General features: G+C 65.3%; 11 protein-coding genes, 2 tRNA genes and 1 pseudogene. 11 read left to right on the top strand and 3 right to left on the bottom strand.

The genetic code is table 11. The features are described from left to right. Positions 1 to 15 precede the first annotated feature (15 nt). A complete protein-coding gene (locus tag ACZ1DY_RS33750; RefSeq protein ID WP_465482101.1) occupies positions 16 to 786 on the top strand; it encodes a fumarylacetoacetate hydrolase family protein in 771 nt (256 codons plus the stop codon). 60 nt (positions 787 to 846) lie between these two features. Here the strand turns inward: ACZ1DY_RS33750 and ACZ1DY_RS33745 are convergent, their stop codons facing one another. Further along, positions 847 to 2085, bottom strand: coding sequence for an FAD-dependent oxidoreductase (locus ACZ1DY_RS33745; RefSeq protein ID WP_257484822.1), 1239 nt, complete (start codon positions 2083 to 2085; stop codon positions 847 to 849). Between the two features lie 543 nt (positions 2086 to 2628). On the opposite strand from ACZ1DY_RS33745, the gene ACZ1DY_RS33740 reads away from it, so the two are divergent. The 3 genes from ACZ1DY_RS33740 (at position 2629) to ACZ1DY_RS33730 (ending at position 3690) form a co-directional block, all read left to right on the top strand. Then, on the top strand, positions 2629 to 3363 hold the full coding sequence (locus ACZ1DY_RS33740; RefSeq protein WP_257489910.1) for an HAD family hydrolase: 735 nt from the start codon (positions 2629 to 2631) through the stop codon (positions 3361 to 3363). 51 nt (positions 3364 to 3414) lie between these two features. Continuing rightward, a tRNA-Gln gene (locus tag ACZ1DY_RS33735) sits at positions 3415 to 3486 on the top strand. A 131-nt stretch (positions 3487 to 3617) separates the two neighbouring features. After that, positions 3618 to 3690: transfer RNA gene (locus ACZ1DY_RS33730), tRNA-Glu, on the top strand. 645 nt (positions 3691 to 4335) lie between these two features. On the opposite strand, the pseudogene ACZ1DY_RS33725 reads toward ACZ1DY_RS33730, so the two are convergent. Beyond that, positions 4336 to 5403: pseudogene (locus ACZ1DY_RS33725) on the bottom strand (recombinase family protein); the annotation flags it as partial. A gap of 845 nt (positions 5404 to 6248) precedes the next feature. Further along, positions 6249 to 6644: a hypothetical protein gene (locus ACZ1DY_RS33720; protein WP_465482100.1), complete on the bottom strand. Its 396-nt coding sequence runs from the start codon at positions 6642 to 6644 to the stop codon at positions 6249 to 6251. A gap of 358 nt (positions 6645 to 7002) precedes the next feature. On the opposite strand from ACZ1DY_RS33720, the gene cas3 reads away from it, so the two are divergent. From cas3 to cas6e, 7 genes are read left to right on the top strand one after another with little or no spacing between them, the layout of a single operon-like run. Next, positions 7003 to 9408 carry a CRISPR-associated helicase Cas3' gene (cas3, locus tag ACZ1DY_RS33715; RefSeq protein ID WP_465482099.1) on the top strand — a complete coding sequence of 802 codons (2406 nt, stop codon included), beginning with the start codon at positions 7003 to 7005 and terminating at the stop codon, positions 9406 to 9408. Further along, positions 9405 to 9725 (top strand): hypothetical protein, encoded by a 321-nt coding sequence (locus ACZ1DY_RS33710; protein WP_465482098.1) that lies wholly within the window; start codon positions 9405 to 9407, stop codon positions 9723 to 9725. Before cas3 ends, ACZ1DY_RS33710 begins: the two co-directional genes overlap by 4 nt. Then, entirely contained in the window at positions 9722 to 11308 is a 1587-nt protein-coding gene (gene casA / locus ACZ1DY_RS33705; RefSeq protein WP_465482097.1) for a type I-E CRISPR-associated protein Cse1/CasA, read from the top strand. Before ACZ1DY_RS33710 ends, casA begins: the two co-directional genes overlap by 4 nt. Beyond that, positions 11305 to 11895, top strand: coding sequence for a type I-E CRISPR-associated protein Cse2/CasB (casB, locus tag ACZ1DY_RS33700; protein ID WP_465482096.1), 591 nt, complete (start codon positions 11305 to 11307; stop codon positions 11893 to 11895). Before casA ends, casB begins: the two co-directional genes overlap by 4 nt. Before the next feature lie 17 nt (positions 11896 to 11912). Further along, on the top strand, positions 11913 to 13043 hold the full coding sequence (gene cas7e, locus ACZ1DY_RS33695) for a type I-E CRISPR-associated protein Cas7/Cse4/CasC (protein WP_465482095.1): 1131 nt from the start codon (positions 11913 to 11915) through the stop codon (positions 13041 to 13043). Continuing rightward, the gene (cas5e, locus tag ACZ1DY_RS33690; RefSeq protein WP_465482094.1) at positions 13040 to 13738 is read left to right on the top strand and encodes a type I-E CRISPR-associated protein Cas5/CasD; all 699 of its coding nucleotides are present in this window, start codon (positions 13040 to 13042) and stop codon (positions 13736 to 13738) included. Before cas7e ends, cas5e begins: the two co-directional genes overlap by 4 nt. After that, complete coding sequence (gene cas6e / locus ACZ1DY_RS33685; protein WP_465482093.1) at positions 13729 to 14379, top strand: type I-E CRISPR-associated protein Cas6/Cse3/CasE; 651 nt, start codon at positions 13729 to 13731, stop codon at positions 14377 to 14379. The genes cas5e and cas6e overlap by 10 nt, the downstream gene beginning before the upstream one ends. The last annotated feature ends 552 nt before the right edge of the window (positions 14380 to 14931 follow it).

The following is a 14931-nucleotide window of genomic DNA, read 5'->3' as shown; positions in this document are numbered from 1 at the left end:
TCGTACAGTGGGGGAGTGCGTCTAGCCCGAATTGCTCATCCCGGTGGTGTCGCGTTCGCTTCGATCGAAGGGGACGGCGACGACGCCCAGGTACTGGAAATCGCCGAGCACCCCTTCGGCAACCCCAACTTCACCGGCAAGCGCTGGCCGCTCGCCGACGTCCGGCTGCTCGCGCCGATCCTGCCGTCGAAGGTGATCGCGGTCGGCCGGAACTACGCCAAGCACGCGGCCGAGTTCGGCAACGAGGTCCCGCAGGACCCGATGCTGTTCATCAAGCCGTCGACCACGGTGATCGGTCCGAACGTGCCCATCCGCCGTCCGCGCGGCGTCGGCCGCGTCGACTTCGAGGGCGAACTGGCGATCGTCATCGGCCAGCCGGTCAAGAACGTGCCCGCCGCCCGCGCGGCGAGCGCGATCCTCGGCTACACCGTGGCGAACGACGTCAGCGCGCGTGACCTGCAGAAGGCCGACGGCCAGTGGGGCCGGGCGAAGGGATTCGACACCTTCTGCCCGCTGGGCCCGTGGATCGAGACCTCGCTCGACGCGGCCGATCTCGCGCTCAAGTCCGAGGTGGACGGTGTCCTCAAACAGGACGGCCGGACGTCGGACCTGGTGCACAAGATCCCCGAGCTGGTCGAGTTCGTGTCCGGCGTGATGACCCTGCTGCCCGGCGACGTCATCCTGACCGGCACGCCCGAGGGCGTCGGCCCGATCGAGGACGGCCAGTCGGTCTCGATCACCATCGAAGGCATCGGCACGCTGACCAACCCGGTCCAGGACGTCTAGCGCGCGATGAACGGGCCGGTCCTTTCGCAAGGACCGGCCCGTTCACGCGTTCGGGATCGGTCAGCTCCCGGCCGGCTCCATCGACCGTCGCGCGAAGGCCGGGGCGTGCTCGGGCCGCAGCCCCAGGCCCAGCAGCCGCGCGGGGACGTAGGACAGCACGGGGAACCGGCCGAACAGCTTCACCATCACCGCGGGCGGACCGTTGCGCCTGCCCTCCATGACCGGCTTCATGACGTTCTTGTGCAGCATCCGCTGAAGTCCCTGCACCAGCATCGTCGGCGCGAGACGGCGCTTGCGGACCTTCGCCAGCTCCGCCACCGACGGCCTTCCCCGGCGCAGCGGCGCGGCGAGCAGGGTGGCGGCCGCGACCGCGTCCTGCACCGCGAGGTTGATGCCGACCCCGCCGACCGGCGACATCGCGTGCGCCGCGTCACCGATGCACAGCAGCCCGTCGACATGCCACTTCCGAAGCAGATTCATCTTGACGTCGAGGAATTTGACGTCGTCGGTCGTCTTCAGCTCGTCCACGCGGTCGGCCAGTTCGGGGAGGATGGCGGCCACGTTCTCCCGGAACGCTTCGATGCCCTTCTCGCGGAGGTCGCCGCCCTTGGGGCTGAGGTAGGCGATCTGGAAGTAGCCCTTGCGCGGGAGCGGCACGGCGAAGCGGCGATCCCGCATCTTCGGGGTCAGCATGCCCTCCTGCTCGCCGTCCCGCCGCGAGATCCGGAACCACCACGCGTCGAACGGGATGGGGTAGTCCTTCGTCATCAGCCCGGCCTCGCGGCGGGCTAGCGACCAGCGCCCGTCGGCGGCGATCACCAGGTCGGCGCGTAGTTCGCCGGTCTCGCCGTCGGCGTCGCGGTAGCGGACCCCGCTCACCCGGCCCTGTTCGAAGATCAGCCCGGTCATCTCCGTGCTCTGCCGCAACGTGAACGTGGGCTCCTTCGCGCCGGCGTCGGCGAGCAGATCCAGGAAATCCCACTGCGGGACCATGGCGATGTACGGGTGCGCCACCTTCAGGCGGGTCAGGTCGGCCAGGCGCATCATCGTGCCGTCCTCGGCCGGGAAACCGGCGTAGGAGATCTCGCTGTGCGGCAGGTTCAGGAACTTCTCCCCGAGACCCAGCTCGTCGAGCAACGTCAACGTCGACGGGTGCACGGTGTCGCCGCGGAAGTCCCTCAGGAAGTCCTTGTGCTTCTCCAGCACCGTGACCTCGACCCCGGCCCTGGCCAGCAGCAATCCGGCGACCATGCCCGCGGGGCCACCGCCGACGACCACGCAGTTCGTGCGTTCGCTCATCCGTCCCACCCCTTCGAAACGCTTATTCATCACTTGTTGAATAAGCTCAGCATGCACCTGCCCGACCGGCGCGTCAAGCGCCATCCGGGCGGATACGCCGTTCGGGCTATGACCGGGGTCTCACCGGTCCGGGTGCCGGGCTGACCGTCCACAAAGGACGTTAAGAGGGTGGCGAAAAGTCCCGGAAGGACGGCGATCGCGGAAACGCCCTTGTGGACGGTCCGCGACTCGAAGCCGGATAAGGATTTCGTTGTCGTCACAGGGTGTGCGCGCCGCGAATCTGGCCGGGTGCGCCGGGTCCGCATTTCACCCGGCCGCCCGCGTTAGCCGTTGGCCGGTAACTAAAACACGACATCTCACCAACTGGGAGTAGAGTGCCCGCGCCGGAACAGACGAGCCTTTATCACCTCATCGGCAGAGTCGCGATCGCGCTGAGTGCCCTAGCCTCACTTGGTGGATTTCGCTCTCGTGCCCCGGACCCCGTCACGAACCACGCCGGACGCTCCGGACGGAGCGCCGTGGGAGCCGCCGGAGTTACGGCTGGTGTGCCTCGACATCGATGACACGTTGATCGACTGCACGGCGGCGATCCGGCTCAGCCTGAGCGCGCTCACCGGCCAGAACGACCTTTGGCCGCTGTGGGATCTCATCACCGAAGAGCATGTCGCGCTGGTGGTGGCGGGCGAAATCGATTACGCGACCATGCATCACAAGCGTACTGAATGTTTCCTGGCCGAGATCGGCATTTTGGCCGACGAAGACCAGGTCAAGGGCTTCGAAAGACGTCGTCGTGAAATTCTCACCCGTTCGTGGCAATTGTTCGAAGATGTCCTGCCTTGCCTGGAATGGTTGAGGGCCGCGGGCGTCCTCGTCGCCGCCGTCACGAACGCCTCCGGCGCGCATCAGCGCAAGAAGATCGCCGACCTCGGGCTCGCCCGGTTCTTCGATCACGTGGCCATCGCCGGTGAACTCGGAGTAGCCAAACCCGACCCGGCGATGTTCCACTCGGTCTGCCTCGGCCTCGGCTGCGACCCGGCCCAGGCGGTCCACGTCGGCGACAAGCTCGACACCGACGCCATCGGCGCACGCGACGCCGGCCTGGGCGCCGTCTGGCTCGACCGGGACGGCATCGCCGAGCGCGCCCCGGCGGGGGTGCACACCATCTCCGGCCTCGACGAGCTGCCTGAGCTGCTGGTTTCCGAGTTCGCGAAGCTCGGCGTCCCCGCTCAGCGCGCTATGGAGACCCCCGCTTTCACGGTGCGGAACAGCGTGCTCTAGTATTCTTTCTCGTGCGGCACCGAGCCGGTCAAGATCGGAACGGTACCTCACTGGGGTATGGTGTAATTGGCAGCACGACTGGTTCTGGTCCAGTTAGTCTAGGTTCGAGTCCTGGTACCCCAGCTGGAGAACTCTCCGGAGTGAAACACAGAGTGACCCCCCTGCGAAGGCGGGAAACCCGGTCTGGTAAGTTTCTCCACAGCAACACAGCAGGTGAACAACTGAAAACCTCCTTCTGAAGGAGGAAGTTCCTAGCCCCCGTCGTCTAGCGGCCTAGGACGCCGGCCTCTCACGCCGGTAGCGTGGGTTCGAATCCCATCGGGGGTACGCGCAGCTACCACGCAAAGAGCGTCGATCACTCTGATCGGCGCTTTTTGCTATTTCGGGAGCTGACATGGCGTCTGTGATCCTTTCTCCAGCTTCCGCTATCGCGGCCACTTGATCTGTTGGCAGTTTAACCCCGATCGTCACGACGTCGCCGAGACCGTTCAGCTGCACGGTGAGCTGTGTCACTTCGAAGAGCGTCTGAAGCAGAGCCTGCGGAGCCCTGGCGAAGTTGACCCGCAAGTAGGGGACAGCGTCCAGCAGGCTTAGGTCCGATGGCGTAGGCGGTGCTGGAGTCTCGTTGTCTTGCGCGTCCAGGTGAGCTATCTCGGCTTGAACGGTGTTCTTGTTCGCTGCCAACTCGTTGTAGCTCTGCCGCAGTGCCTTCGCAAAGGGGTCGTCGGCCTCGCCGTCTTGAGCTTGCCGAAGCAGTGCCCCTTGTTTGCGTTCGATGTCGGCGAGTTGTCGTTGGAGACGTTCGCGGTCCTCAGCGCGCGCTCGCGCGGCGGTGTCGTCCACAGTCGCCAGGTCTGCCTCCAGAATGGACGTACGGTCAGGTCCGAAGAGGCGGTCGGCGAAGAACCGTCCGACCGCGTCGAGGAGTTCGTCTTCGCGGATGCGGACCGCGGTGGGCAGATCGGCGTGCGGGTCGGCGCCGCCGCGGTTGTTCTTCCGAGGCCAGCACAAGTAGTACGTCGGCCGTCCCTTGCGGGAGTCACCGATCATGCGGCGCCCGCAGCTGTGGACGACCCGTCCCCGGAAGAGATAGGTGCGTTTGGCCTGAGGGTGCTGATTAGTGGTGCCGTCCGCCCTCGAGCCGCGTCGTACGGCGCGCCGGGCGGTGAGTTCGTCGAACATCCACTTGGGCGCCAGGGGCTCGTGGACCGGCTTGGGCGACCAGACCCACTTGTACGGGTCGTTGACCTTGCCTCGCCGGGACTTCGTGGCTCGCCGGTTGAAGACCTGATAACCGGTGTACTTGGGGTTGGTGATGATGCCGTTGACCGAGCTCTTCCCCCAGAAGCCGCGAGTGCGTGCCTTGCTGGGCGCGGTCGGTGGCGGGTAGCGCTCGAGATCGGCGTTCAGCAGGTCCGCGATGGTCTCGCAGCCGAGACCGTCATGGTACCGCCAATGAAAGATCTGTGTGACGGTCTCGGCGCACCGGCCGTCCGGTTCGAGACGAGACTTGGTCTTCCCCTTGTCGGCCTTCGTCGGGTTCGGGTGCGGCAGCACCTTCGCCTTGTAGCCGTACGGCGGCTTGCCGATGTTCCAGCCGTCTCGGACGTGTGCGCAGAGCCCTCCCCAGGACTGTTCGAGGGTGTTGAGGACCTCGTACTCGGCGATGGACTGGTTGATACGGCGTTGGAGGACGCGCTGCGCGCGGCTGCCGGACAGGGTGATCGGCTCGTTCGACGCGAAGAGTGGCACATCCGCGCGCTCGAGTTCACGCTCGATGGACAGCCCTTCGAACGCCCGGCGCGCGACACGAGAAATCCCCTCGCAGATGACCACGTCGAACGCCCGCGTGTGTCCGGGTGCTTCCTTGAGTAGGTCGCTCACGCCGCCCGCTCGGGGGATCGGGATGTCGAAGCGCTCGTAGTCCGTCCCGCGGCCGCGGTTGTCCAGGGCCAGCCGGCCGGATTCGACGTCGTAGTAGTGCGCCACGATGACCCAGGAGTCCGGTATCGCGGCCTTGCAGTTGGCCAGCTGGCGCATCATCGATTGGCGAGGATCCTGCAGGTCTTCGGTAGAGGTCCGGCCCAGGAAGGCCACACGGACTTCGTCTCGGAGCAAGGCTGTGGGCATGCCCAGGGGCGAGACCGCGTAGTCGGACAGCCCGGAAGGTCCGGAGACGTAGCTGCCGGGTGCCGGGGGATTGTTCGCTTGTTCGAAGGTCGTCATGTCGCCGATTCGTCCTCGTGGCTTGTCGGGCCGGCTTGGTGGGCGGCCCACTGGAGCAGTTCGCTGATCGCGACGTTGAGCCGCTCGCGGAGGCGACCACCCTCGACTCCGGAAACTGTTGCTACATAAGCAGAATATCGGCGACCGCCGGATTTGAGGCGTTGATCGTAGCACCATGCTGGCCCGTTGATCGCGCTCTCGTCCGGCTCGCGAGGTGCCGCACCGTCCATTCAAGCTCCCGAGACACCGGCTGCACGACGAGACCCGCCACCGCGAGTCGAGATGGGCGGCGAATCAGGAGAGGTCACTCGAGACATGGACAACGGGACGCGGGTTGAATTCATCGGACGGTCAAACGTGGAGCCGGATGGGGCCGCTTTCCCAGCGAGACTTGGTCTCGTTTGGCTGGAAGAGCGGCGAGACCGCCCGGAGACCGGTTTCGCGCGTGGCGAGGGTGAGTGCGGATTGGCAGACAGTGGTTCGGTGGACTCGGATCGGGTGGAGGCCGGCTTGCTTCCGGCGGCGGGGCAAGCATCCGGGCCAGGGAAGGGGCGAGGATCCTTGAGCCTGGGGGCGATTTCGCCGTCGACGGTGCGCGTCGGTTCGAGCACTCAATCAGGGGGTGAGCGTTGCCGGTCAGAAGGTTCACCTATCCGTGTTCACGTGACCAATTCTGCCAGGTGGATGCCATGTTTTCGTGGTGTGATCCGCTGCGACGCCAGCTGGTCGACTTGAGGAGCCGGATGTGCTCCTGGTTGGATTGACGCTTCACCGAGTTGTTGCCCAACTGAGGCGTCGGCGCTTGCCTGAAGCTCTGGAAGGCAGGGGTTTCGGTACTGGACGATGTGATGTGAAGGGATTTCTCTATGCAGTTCTTCTTGCTGCGGCAGCCACGCTGCAACTGCAGGACCAGTGGCCGTGGCGGTGCGGTTCTGACGGTGGTGACGATGGGGTTCACTGTCGTGCTGCTTCGGCAGGGTTTGGAAGCCGCAGCTGCCGGCGCGCTCGCCGTCGGGGTTCTTGCGGCTTCGCTGCGAATCATCGGCGATGACCATCGCTTGAGCGGTGCATAGTCGCCACGGTTGGCGGAATTGGAAATGCTCGGGTGTGCGCCCGAAGAATTGAATACTTGTCAAATTTGATGACGTCCGAGCCCTACGGACACTCCACGCCGCAGCGGGGATGTGGAAACAACCCCGCTCGCGCGGGGACTGCTGGCTACCCCTGCGATGCAGAGCGAGCCAACCCCACTCTCGTGGGGACTGTGTCGAAGTGCTTCTCTGACTATAGTCTAATCGGCCCGACCGAGCTTGGCGGAATGACGGATGTTCAAGATGGAACGGATGACGAGAGATTGATCTTTCGAAGGTGTCGCTCGCTCGCCTCGCTGGATGCCGCTGAGTCTGCGGTGGTGTGGTCACGTTGACTGGTGGTGCAGAAAGGTTGGTTCCGGTTAGTCCGAACCCTTTACTGCCTTGGGGGAAGTCTGCGGGGTTGAGTGGCTGGCATCCGCTGATTTGCCATTTGTTGGACACTGCCGCGGTCGCGCAACGGTTGAGCGCCGTCATGCTGGGCGTGGTCGTGCGGGCGCAACTCGCCAGGATCATGCCAGATCCTGCGTTGTCGCGTTCGTGGGTGCCGCTGTTGTGCGGGATCCACGACATCGGGAAATACGCGCCTGACTTCCAGGTGCTGGACTACGACCTTGCGGTGAAGCTCTTCGGGGAACTCGCTGCCGAGGACCTCGACGTAGTCCGGAAGTCCGCTGGGTTGGGGCGGCGAGTAGATATGCCGCACGGGATCCTGACTGCTATGCAGGTAAGGGACATGCTGGAGTCCTGGGGCGCTGCTAAGGGAGCAGCTCTACGTGTCTCGGAGGTCTTGGGCGGGCATCATGGCTTCTTCCCATCCGGTGAAGCCGTACTTCAGGCGCGTAGTGAGCGGAACGCGCATGGCGGAGAGATGTGGGCGGCGTGGCGTACGGCGCTCGTTCGTGACGTGGTCAGGCTTCGAGGCGCGCCGGAGCCAGGTCTTGTCGGATGGCAGAACCTGCGGCTGTCGCTGCCCGCGGCGATCGGGCTGGCGGCGCTGACGACCGTGAGCGACTGGGTCGCCTCGGACATCAACAACATTTCTGCGATGGAACCCGGCGTCGACTTGGACGCATATGCGGCGGCTTGCGACGCGAAGGCCGATGAAGCGGTCGCGCGGTTGGGGATGTCGCCTTGGTCACCGCCGGAGCAGGCGAACTTCGAGACGTTGTTCGGATGTACTCCCCGGCCTGTTCAAGAGCTTGTCGAACAGGTGACTTTCGGAGTGGTGGAGCCGGTTCTGCTCGTGGTCGAGGCACCGACAGGGGAGGGGAAATCGAAATTGGCGCTGCAGGCCGCGACGTCGATGGTGCGTCGGCTGGGTGTGGCGGGCTTCTATGTTGCGATGCCGACTCAGGCGACCGGCAATCAGATGCTGCTGGATATCCAGTCCATGCTGGACGTCCTGGGCGACGAAACCCCGGTGAACCTGGTGCACGCGGCAGCGAAGGAATTCCTCGCCAAGGCGCAGCTGAAGCCGGTGGACGTGGGACGGGACGAGGGCGGCGACGCCGTTGCGGTGCGATCGTGGTTCACGCGGAAGAAGAGTCTGCTGGCGTCGCTTGGTTGCGGGACAACCGATCAGACGTTGAAGGGAGCGATCCGCTCGGCGCATGTGTTCGTTCGGCTTGCCGCGTTGTCGAACAAGGTGGTCGTGTTCGACGAAGTGCACGCCTACGACATCTATATGTCGACTTTGCTGGAGCGGCTGCTGATGTGGCTGGGCGCGCTCGGCACTCCCGTCATCCTGCTGTCGGCGACGCTTCCGGCCGGACGTCGGCGTGCGCTGATCGCGGCCTGGCAGGCCGGTCGCCGCGAGTGCTCGCCGCAGCAGATTCCCGTGCTTCCCTCGACGGTGCCGTACCCGCGTGTCACGGTTGCCACGGAAGCAGGTGCCACCGAGCATCACGCGGAGGTCTGCGATCTCAACAAGGATCGCCGGATTCACCTTGATCATATCGATGACGATCAGACCATCGAGTGGCTCGTCGAACAGGCGAGCCAGGATCGTTGTGTTGCGGTGATTCACAATCTCGTGCGGCGTGCGGCGAAAACCTACGACGACCTGAAGAAGCGGATCAGCGAACTTCCCGAAGCGGAGCGGCCTCTGCTCCTGGCGATCAACGGCACTCTCCCCGCGGGGAAGCGCCGTGCCGTCGAACGGAAGTTGTCGAAGTGCTTCGGGGAAAAGGGTGTCCGGCCGCGGCGGGCGATCGTGGTCGGTACGCAGGTGCTGGAACAAAGTCTCGACCTCGACTTCGACATCATGCTCAGCGATCTGGCTCCGATCGATGCGCTGATCCAGCGGGCAGGCCGGATCCACCGGCATCGGCGCGACCAGGCTCGCGGGAAGCTTCGTCTGGTCATCACCGGCGTCACTGACCATCAGGAGGGGCCGCGATTCCCGCCTTACCTGCGCAATGTGTACGCGCCCATCGTCTTGATGCGCACGTGGGCTCTGCTACGTGGCCGGGAGTGGATCGACTCTCCCACCGAGGTGTCGTACCTCGTCGATCAGGTCTACGGAGACGAGATCGAGTGCCCGCGTGGGTGGAACACGTTGTGGGGCAAGGAGGAGGCGCATCTCGGGGACCTGCACGGAAACGACAAAGCGGCAGCCGAGACTTTGTACCTCCCTATGCCACACGCGGTCGAGGAACTTGCCGAGCTCACCGAGCGGCCGAAAAGCACCAAGCTGGCACGAAAGCAGGCTGGGAGACGTCGATGACCGGCGAAGAGGCTTATGTCGAGCGATCGGTGCGCGTGGTGTTGTTCCGCCGCGATTCCGCCGGTCCCGTACGTCCGGTGTGGAGCGATGAGTCGGGTGACGTATTGGAATCCTCCACCGTACTGGTCGCTCCGGAAAACGTACCGGCGCAGGTGGTGCGCGCCTTGCTGGATTGTGAAATGCCGCCCGAGTTCGCGGCCGATCCGTGGCTCAACGAGCACCGGGCGCTGGTCTTCGACGACGGCAGGTGCGAGGTCGGCGGGTGCACGTTGGCATACCACGAAGAGTTCGGCGTCTATGCGATCGAGGAGACATGACGACCCCTTTCGACTTGAGCACAGAACCCTGGGTCCCTGTCGTTCGCCTCAACGGTGCGCCTGACGAAGTGAGTTTGCGCGATGTGGTGCTGCAAGCGCACGAAATCCGGAGGATCCTGGGAGAGACTCCGCCGATGACCGCCGCGCTGTACCGGCTGGTCTTGGCACTGTTACACAGGGTTTACGGGCCGGCTCGCCGCGACGACTGGGGTAAGTTGTGGTCGACCGAAGTGTTCGAGGAGACCCCGCTTAATCGTCATCTCGAGGCGTATGAGTTCGATCTGTTCCATCCTGAGGTGCCGTTCCTGCAGTGCCCGGCACTTCCGGTGGAGAAGAGCGGTACTGTCGCGAAACTGATTCCGCACAAGTCCGTAGGGAACAATGCGACGCTGTTCGACCACACCGTCGCATCGGATCGGGTGGAGTTGTCGCCGGCCGTTGCCGCGCGGTGGCTGGTGACCGCTCAGGCCTTCGACCCTGGTGGTATGAAAACACCGTATGAGAAGGACAAGTCCTCGGAACGTGCACCGTGCAGCAGCCTGGGCGTAGTCCTCGTCGAGGGGAGCAATCTGAAGGAGACCCTCTTGTTGAACGCGGTCACCTACACCCCCGAAGCCGGGAAACCGACGAGGACCACCCTGGACGACGGTCCGGCCTGGGAGCACGGAGCGCCTATCCCCACGCCGGACAGTCGTAATCCGCGGGGGTGGACCGATCTGCTGACGTGGCCGTCCCGGCGGATCAGGTTGCTTCCTGAAACCGCGGGTGGCAAGCAGGTCGTCACCCGCGCGGTTCTCACCCCCGGTGTCCGCCTGAAGGGCAGCCTGCCCGACCAGGAAGTCATGAGTGCGTTCCGTAAACCACGTGTGGCGAACGGCAAGACCAAGGCGGATGCGCCGATGCTGCCGGTCCGGCTCCATCCGGTGCGCGGAGTCTGGCGGCACAGCGTCGAACTGCTGCTGCATGATCCGTGGGAAGAGGAGCGGACACGACAGCGGCCCCGCGCCCTGAAACAGATCGCCGCGCTCACCGAAGCCGGATTGCTTCCGGGTGACGTCGTCTACACGTTGCGCGTGTTCGGGCAGCAGCTCGACTCGAAAGCGTCCGTTGTGGAGGGGTACCTGGAGGAGGAGGTTCCGGCGCCGGTCGCGTTGATCCGCGCGACCGACGATGCGCTGGCCGGGCTGATCGGTACCGCGATCGAACTTGCCGAGGAAGCCGGAGCCGCGCTGCGCGGAATGCAACGTGAGTACCACAAGGACATGCGGGCTCAGCCGGACGTCACCCTCGATCTCGCGTACTGGCCGGCCCTGGCCCGGCCGTTCGAGATGTTTTTGCGTGCGGTCAACGTCGCCAGGCTGCGGGCCACGTCGGAACGGAACGCGGTCACGGCCTGGCGGCGAGCGGTTCTGCGGATCGCCGGAGACGCCGCGGAGACGTGGACGGCCGGTGTTGCGGCGTCCGATCGCAACCTGAGCATGCTCGGCAAGCAATACGCGGTGTTCCGGAACCGGCTCGCCACACTCGCCCGTGTCTTCGACGCCCGGGCCGCGAAGTACCTCACGAGAGATGAGACCGAGTGACCACCTCCGTCGCTGAACGACGAGACACGTTCGTCAAGGCCCTCTATTCGCTGCATGCCGGAGCCAGTTCCGGTATCCCGAAACGGCAGTCCGAGTGCCGTCAGGCGCTCGCCCGGCTGCGCCGCAGCTTGACAGGCCCGCGGCAGCAGACCGCCGCCTACGAGATCGTGTTCCGGCACGAGCCACCCGAGTCCGAGCAGGAAGTCTGGCTCCTAGTCGCGGGCCTGTTCGCTACCCATCCGCAGCCTGCGAGGCGCGGTCACCGCTCGCTGGGCTCCTCGATGCGGGCACTGCGGGAGAAGCGCGGTGACGCCGCAGCCCGCCGCTTCGAGCAACTACTCGGCAGGGAACGCGACGTCTTACCGCATCATTTGCGTCAGATCGTCCGGCTGTTGGCCAGTGACGACATCCCCGTCAACTACTCCTCGCTCCTCGACGACCTCGTCGTCCTGATGGGAGACGGCTACCGCGACAACCCGGCCCACCGGATCCGGCTGCGCTGGGCCCGCGACTTCCACAGCCCTGACTACACAGCCGCCACGGTTTCGACCGACGACACAACAACCTCTTCGCCTGCATCGGCCTGACTCTTTCGGAGACCTTCGTGATCATCGAGCTTCATCTGTTGCAGTCCTTCCCGGTGAGTAACCTCAACCGCGATGACGTGGGCCAGCCCAAGACGGCGACTTTCGGCGGGAGCACCCGTGGCCGTATTTCCAGCCAGTGTCTGAAGCGGTCCGCGCGTCAGCTGTTCACTAAGCACGGTCTCGACGAAGCAGAGACCGGTGTCCGCACCAAACGTCTCCGCAACGATGCGGCCGATCTCCTTGTCGACCGCGGCCGGGACACGAAGACGGCTCCCGGTGTCGTGACCGTTGGGCTCGAGCAACTCGGGTTCGGTGTGGACCAGGCCAAGGGGCTGACCGAGTACCTGCTGTTCGTCGGCCGGACCGCGATCACCCACCTTGCTGACTACTGCGACGCGAACTGGGACACGCTCCTGGCAGCATCCGCGGGGAAGAACGGGAAGAAGCCGGCGAAGGCCAAGCCCAGCAAGGAGGCCGCCGTTGAGGCCAAGCGCATGCTCGACGCCACCCGGGTCGCCGATGTGGCGTTGTTCGGACGGATGATCGCCGACAACAAGGACTTCAACGTCGACGCTGCCTCCCAGGTCGCACACGCCCTGTCCACTCACTCGGTGGCCACGGAGTTCGACTTCTACACCGCGGTCGACGACCTCAAGCCGGAAGCGGAATCCGGCGCCGACATGATCGGCACCGTCGACTTCAACTCCGCCTGCTACTACCGCTACGCCAATCTCGACCTCGACCGGCTCCGATCCAACCTCGCCGGCGACGACCAGCTGGTCAACCGTGCTGCGGCCGCGTGGCTGGGCGCGTTCATCCATGCTGTCCCCAGCGGCAAACAGAACTCGATGGCCGCACGGACCATGCCCAGCACCCTCCTCGGCGTCGTCCGGGACACCGGCGCCTGGAACCTCGCCAACGCCTTCCTCAAGCCCGTCACCGACACCGACCTCATGGCCGGGTCCACCACTCGACTCACCACGCACTTCCAGCAGTTGCGTAGTTTCTACGGCGATAGCGGCATCCGCGCCGCGATCGCCGCCTCCGTGACCGGCGACATCCCCCACACCGACGACATCGACACCGCCACCAGCATCGACCAGTTCACCAGGGGCGTCCTGACCGCGGCCGGTGCGGCGACCGCATGACCGCCACCCTCGCGTTGTGCTTCGACGCCCCCATGCAGTCCTGGGGCACCCGCTCCCGAGGCATCATTCGCGACACCGCCCGCGAACCCACGAAATCCGGTGTGGTCGGGCTCTTGGCCGCCGCCAGGGGGGTGGAGCGCGACGACGAGGACACGATCGCGGAACTGGCTGCCGTGCGCCTCGGTGTCCGCGTCGACCGCGAAGGACTCCTCGAACGGGACTACCAGACCGCGCAGAACGTCCCCACCACCCACGGATCCGGGCATCGCACCGTCGTCAGCGAGCGCTACTACCTCGCCGACGCACTCTTCCTCGTGCTTCTAGAGGGGCCCGCGACTCGGCTCGCGCAGCTTCGGGACGCCATCAACACGCCGCAGTGGCCGTTGTGCTTCGGCCGGCGTGCCTTCGTCCCGGCTCGACCACTCGTCTGCTGCCTCCGCAACGAGCCCCTCGACCACGTCATCCGGACTCACCCCTGGCTCGAGCACCCCGAACGCGTCCACGAACCGGACTTCGAAGTAGGCCTGCGGACCATCCTCGACGGCCCGGCAGACACCGTCGGCGCCGAGCTTCGGCACGACGTCCCGATCTCCTTCGCTCACGACGACCGCCGCTTCACCACACGCACCGTCGTCACCGGCGACACACCGCTCACCCCCGACATGATCACCACAGGAGTGCCCTCGTGTTCCTGAGCAAACTGACCGTCGACATCCGCTCACGCACCTTCCGCCGCGACTACGCCAACGTCCACGACATGCACCGCACCCTCATGTCCGTCTACCCCGACATCCCCTCCACCAACGACAAACGCCAAGGCCACGGCGTCCTCTGGCGACTCGACAGCAACCATGGCGGGTTCACCCAATACGTCCAAAGCCACACCGAACCCGACTGGGCCAAACTCCCCGCCGGACACCTCACCGCCCAACCCGAGGTCCGTCCGCTCAAACCCGTCCTCGATGCCCTCACACCAGGCCGCACACTCGCCTTCCGGCTCGTCGCCAACCCCACCAAATGCGACGGCAAAACCCGTAAACGCTTCCCACTGCGCCAACCCGCCGACCAGCTCAACTGGCTCATCCGAAAAGGCGCACAACACGGCTTCGTCATCCCCGCCGCGGCCGACGGCCACCCCGACCTCGCGACAACACCGATCGCCACCATCACCGGACGGAAGGCAGAGACCGGGAAGATCACCGTCGAACCCGTCCGGTACGACGGCCACCTCGTCATCGCCGACCCAGCCGCGTTCAGCGACGCACTTGTCACCGGAATCGGGCGCGCCAAGGCCTACGGATGCGGACTCCTCAGCCTCGCACCCGCGCGGAGGTAGCAGACAGAAGCGCTCTCGCGTAGATGGTGACATCCTGTTCGGCGACCCAACCCCGCTGACGCGAGGACGACTACAAGTGAGCGACCAACGACACGGGTTGGGCAGGGCCCCCGCGCTCGGTGAACTGAGCTGCGACAAGCGGCTTTATCCACGTTGGTCCGAACTCATTCGTGCGGGGAAGGTCGTAGGACACCTCTGGTCACCAGGCATAAGCGGATCAGTTCCCCTTTGAAGGAACCACACTTTCGTCGTGCTGGCCTGATGGCCGCTGTGGGCCCACCCATCGGTGCGGCCGCAGTGCACGGCGGTCATGATCGTTTACGCGTCTGGGGCCACCACTCTCTCGTGGGACTACCGCGACATCGGTCATCTCGGCGCGGCCGACCCAGGAACAGCCCCGCCTGCGTAGGGATGACTCCGACGAGGTCGCCGACGAGGATTGGGCGAACGGACCAACCCCGCATACGCGGGGACGACGCTTCGTCGGTGAGTGCCTTCATGTAGATGACCGGACCAACCCCGCAAGCTCAGGGACGACGTTGCGGACCTCAA

It is taken from the genome of Amycolatopsis sp. PSD-21, assembly GCF_055561455.1.
The sequence above is the reverse complement of the archived record's forward strand: the minus strand, read 5'-3'. Positions and strand labels throughout refer to the sequence as shown.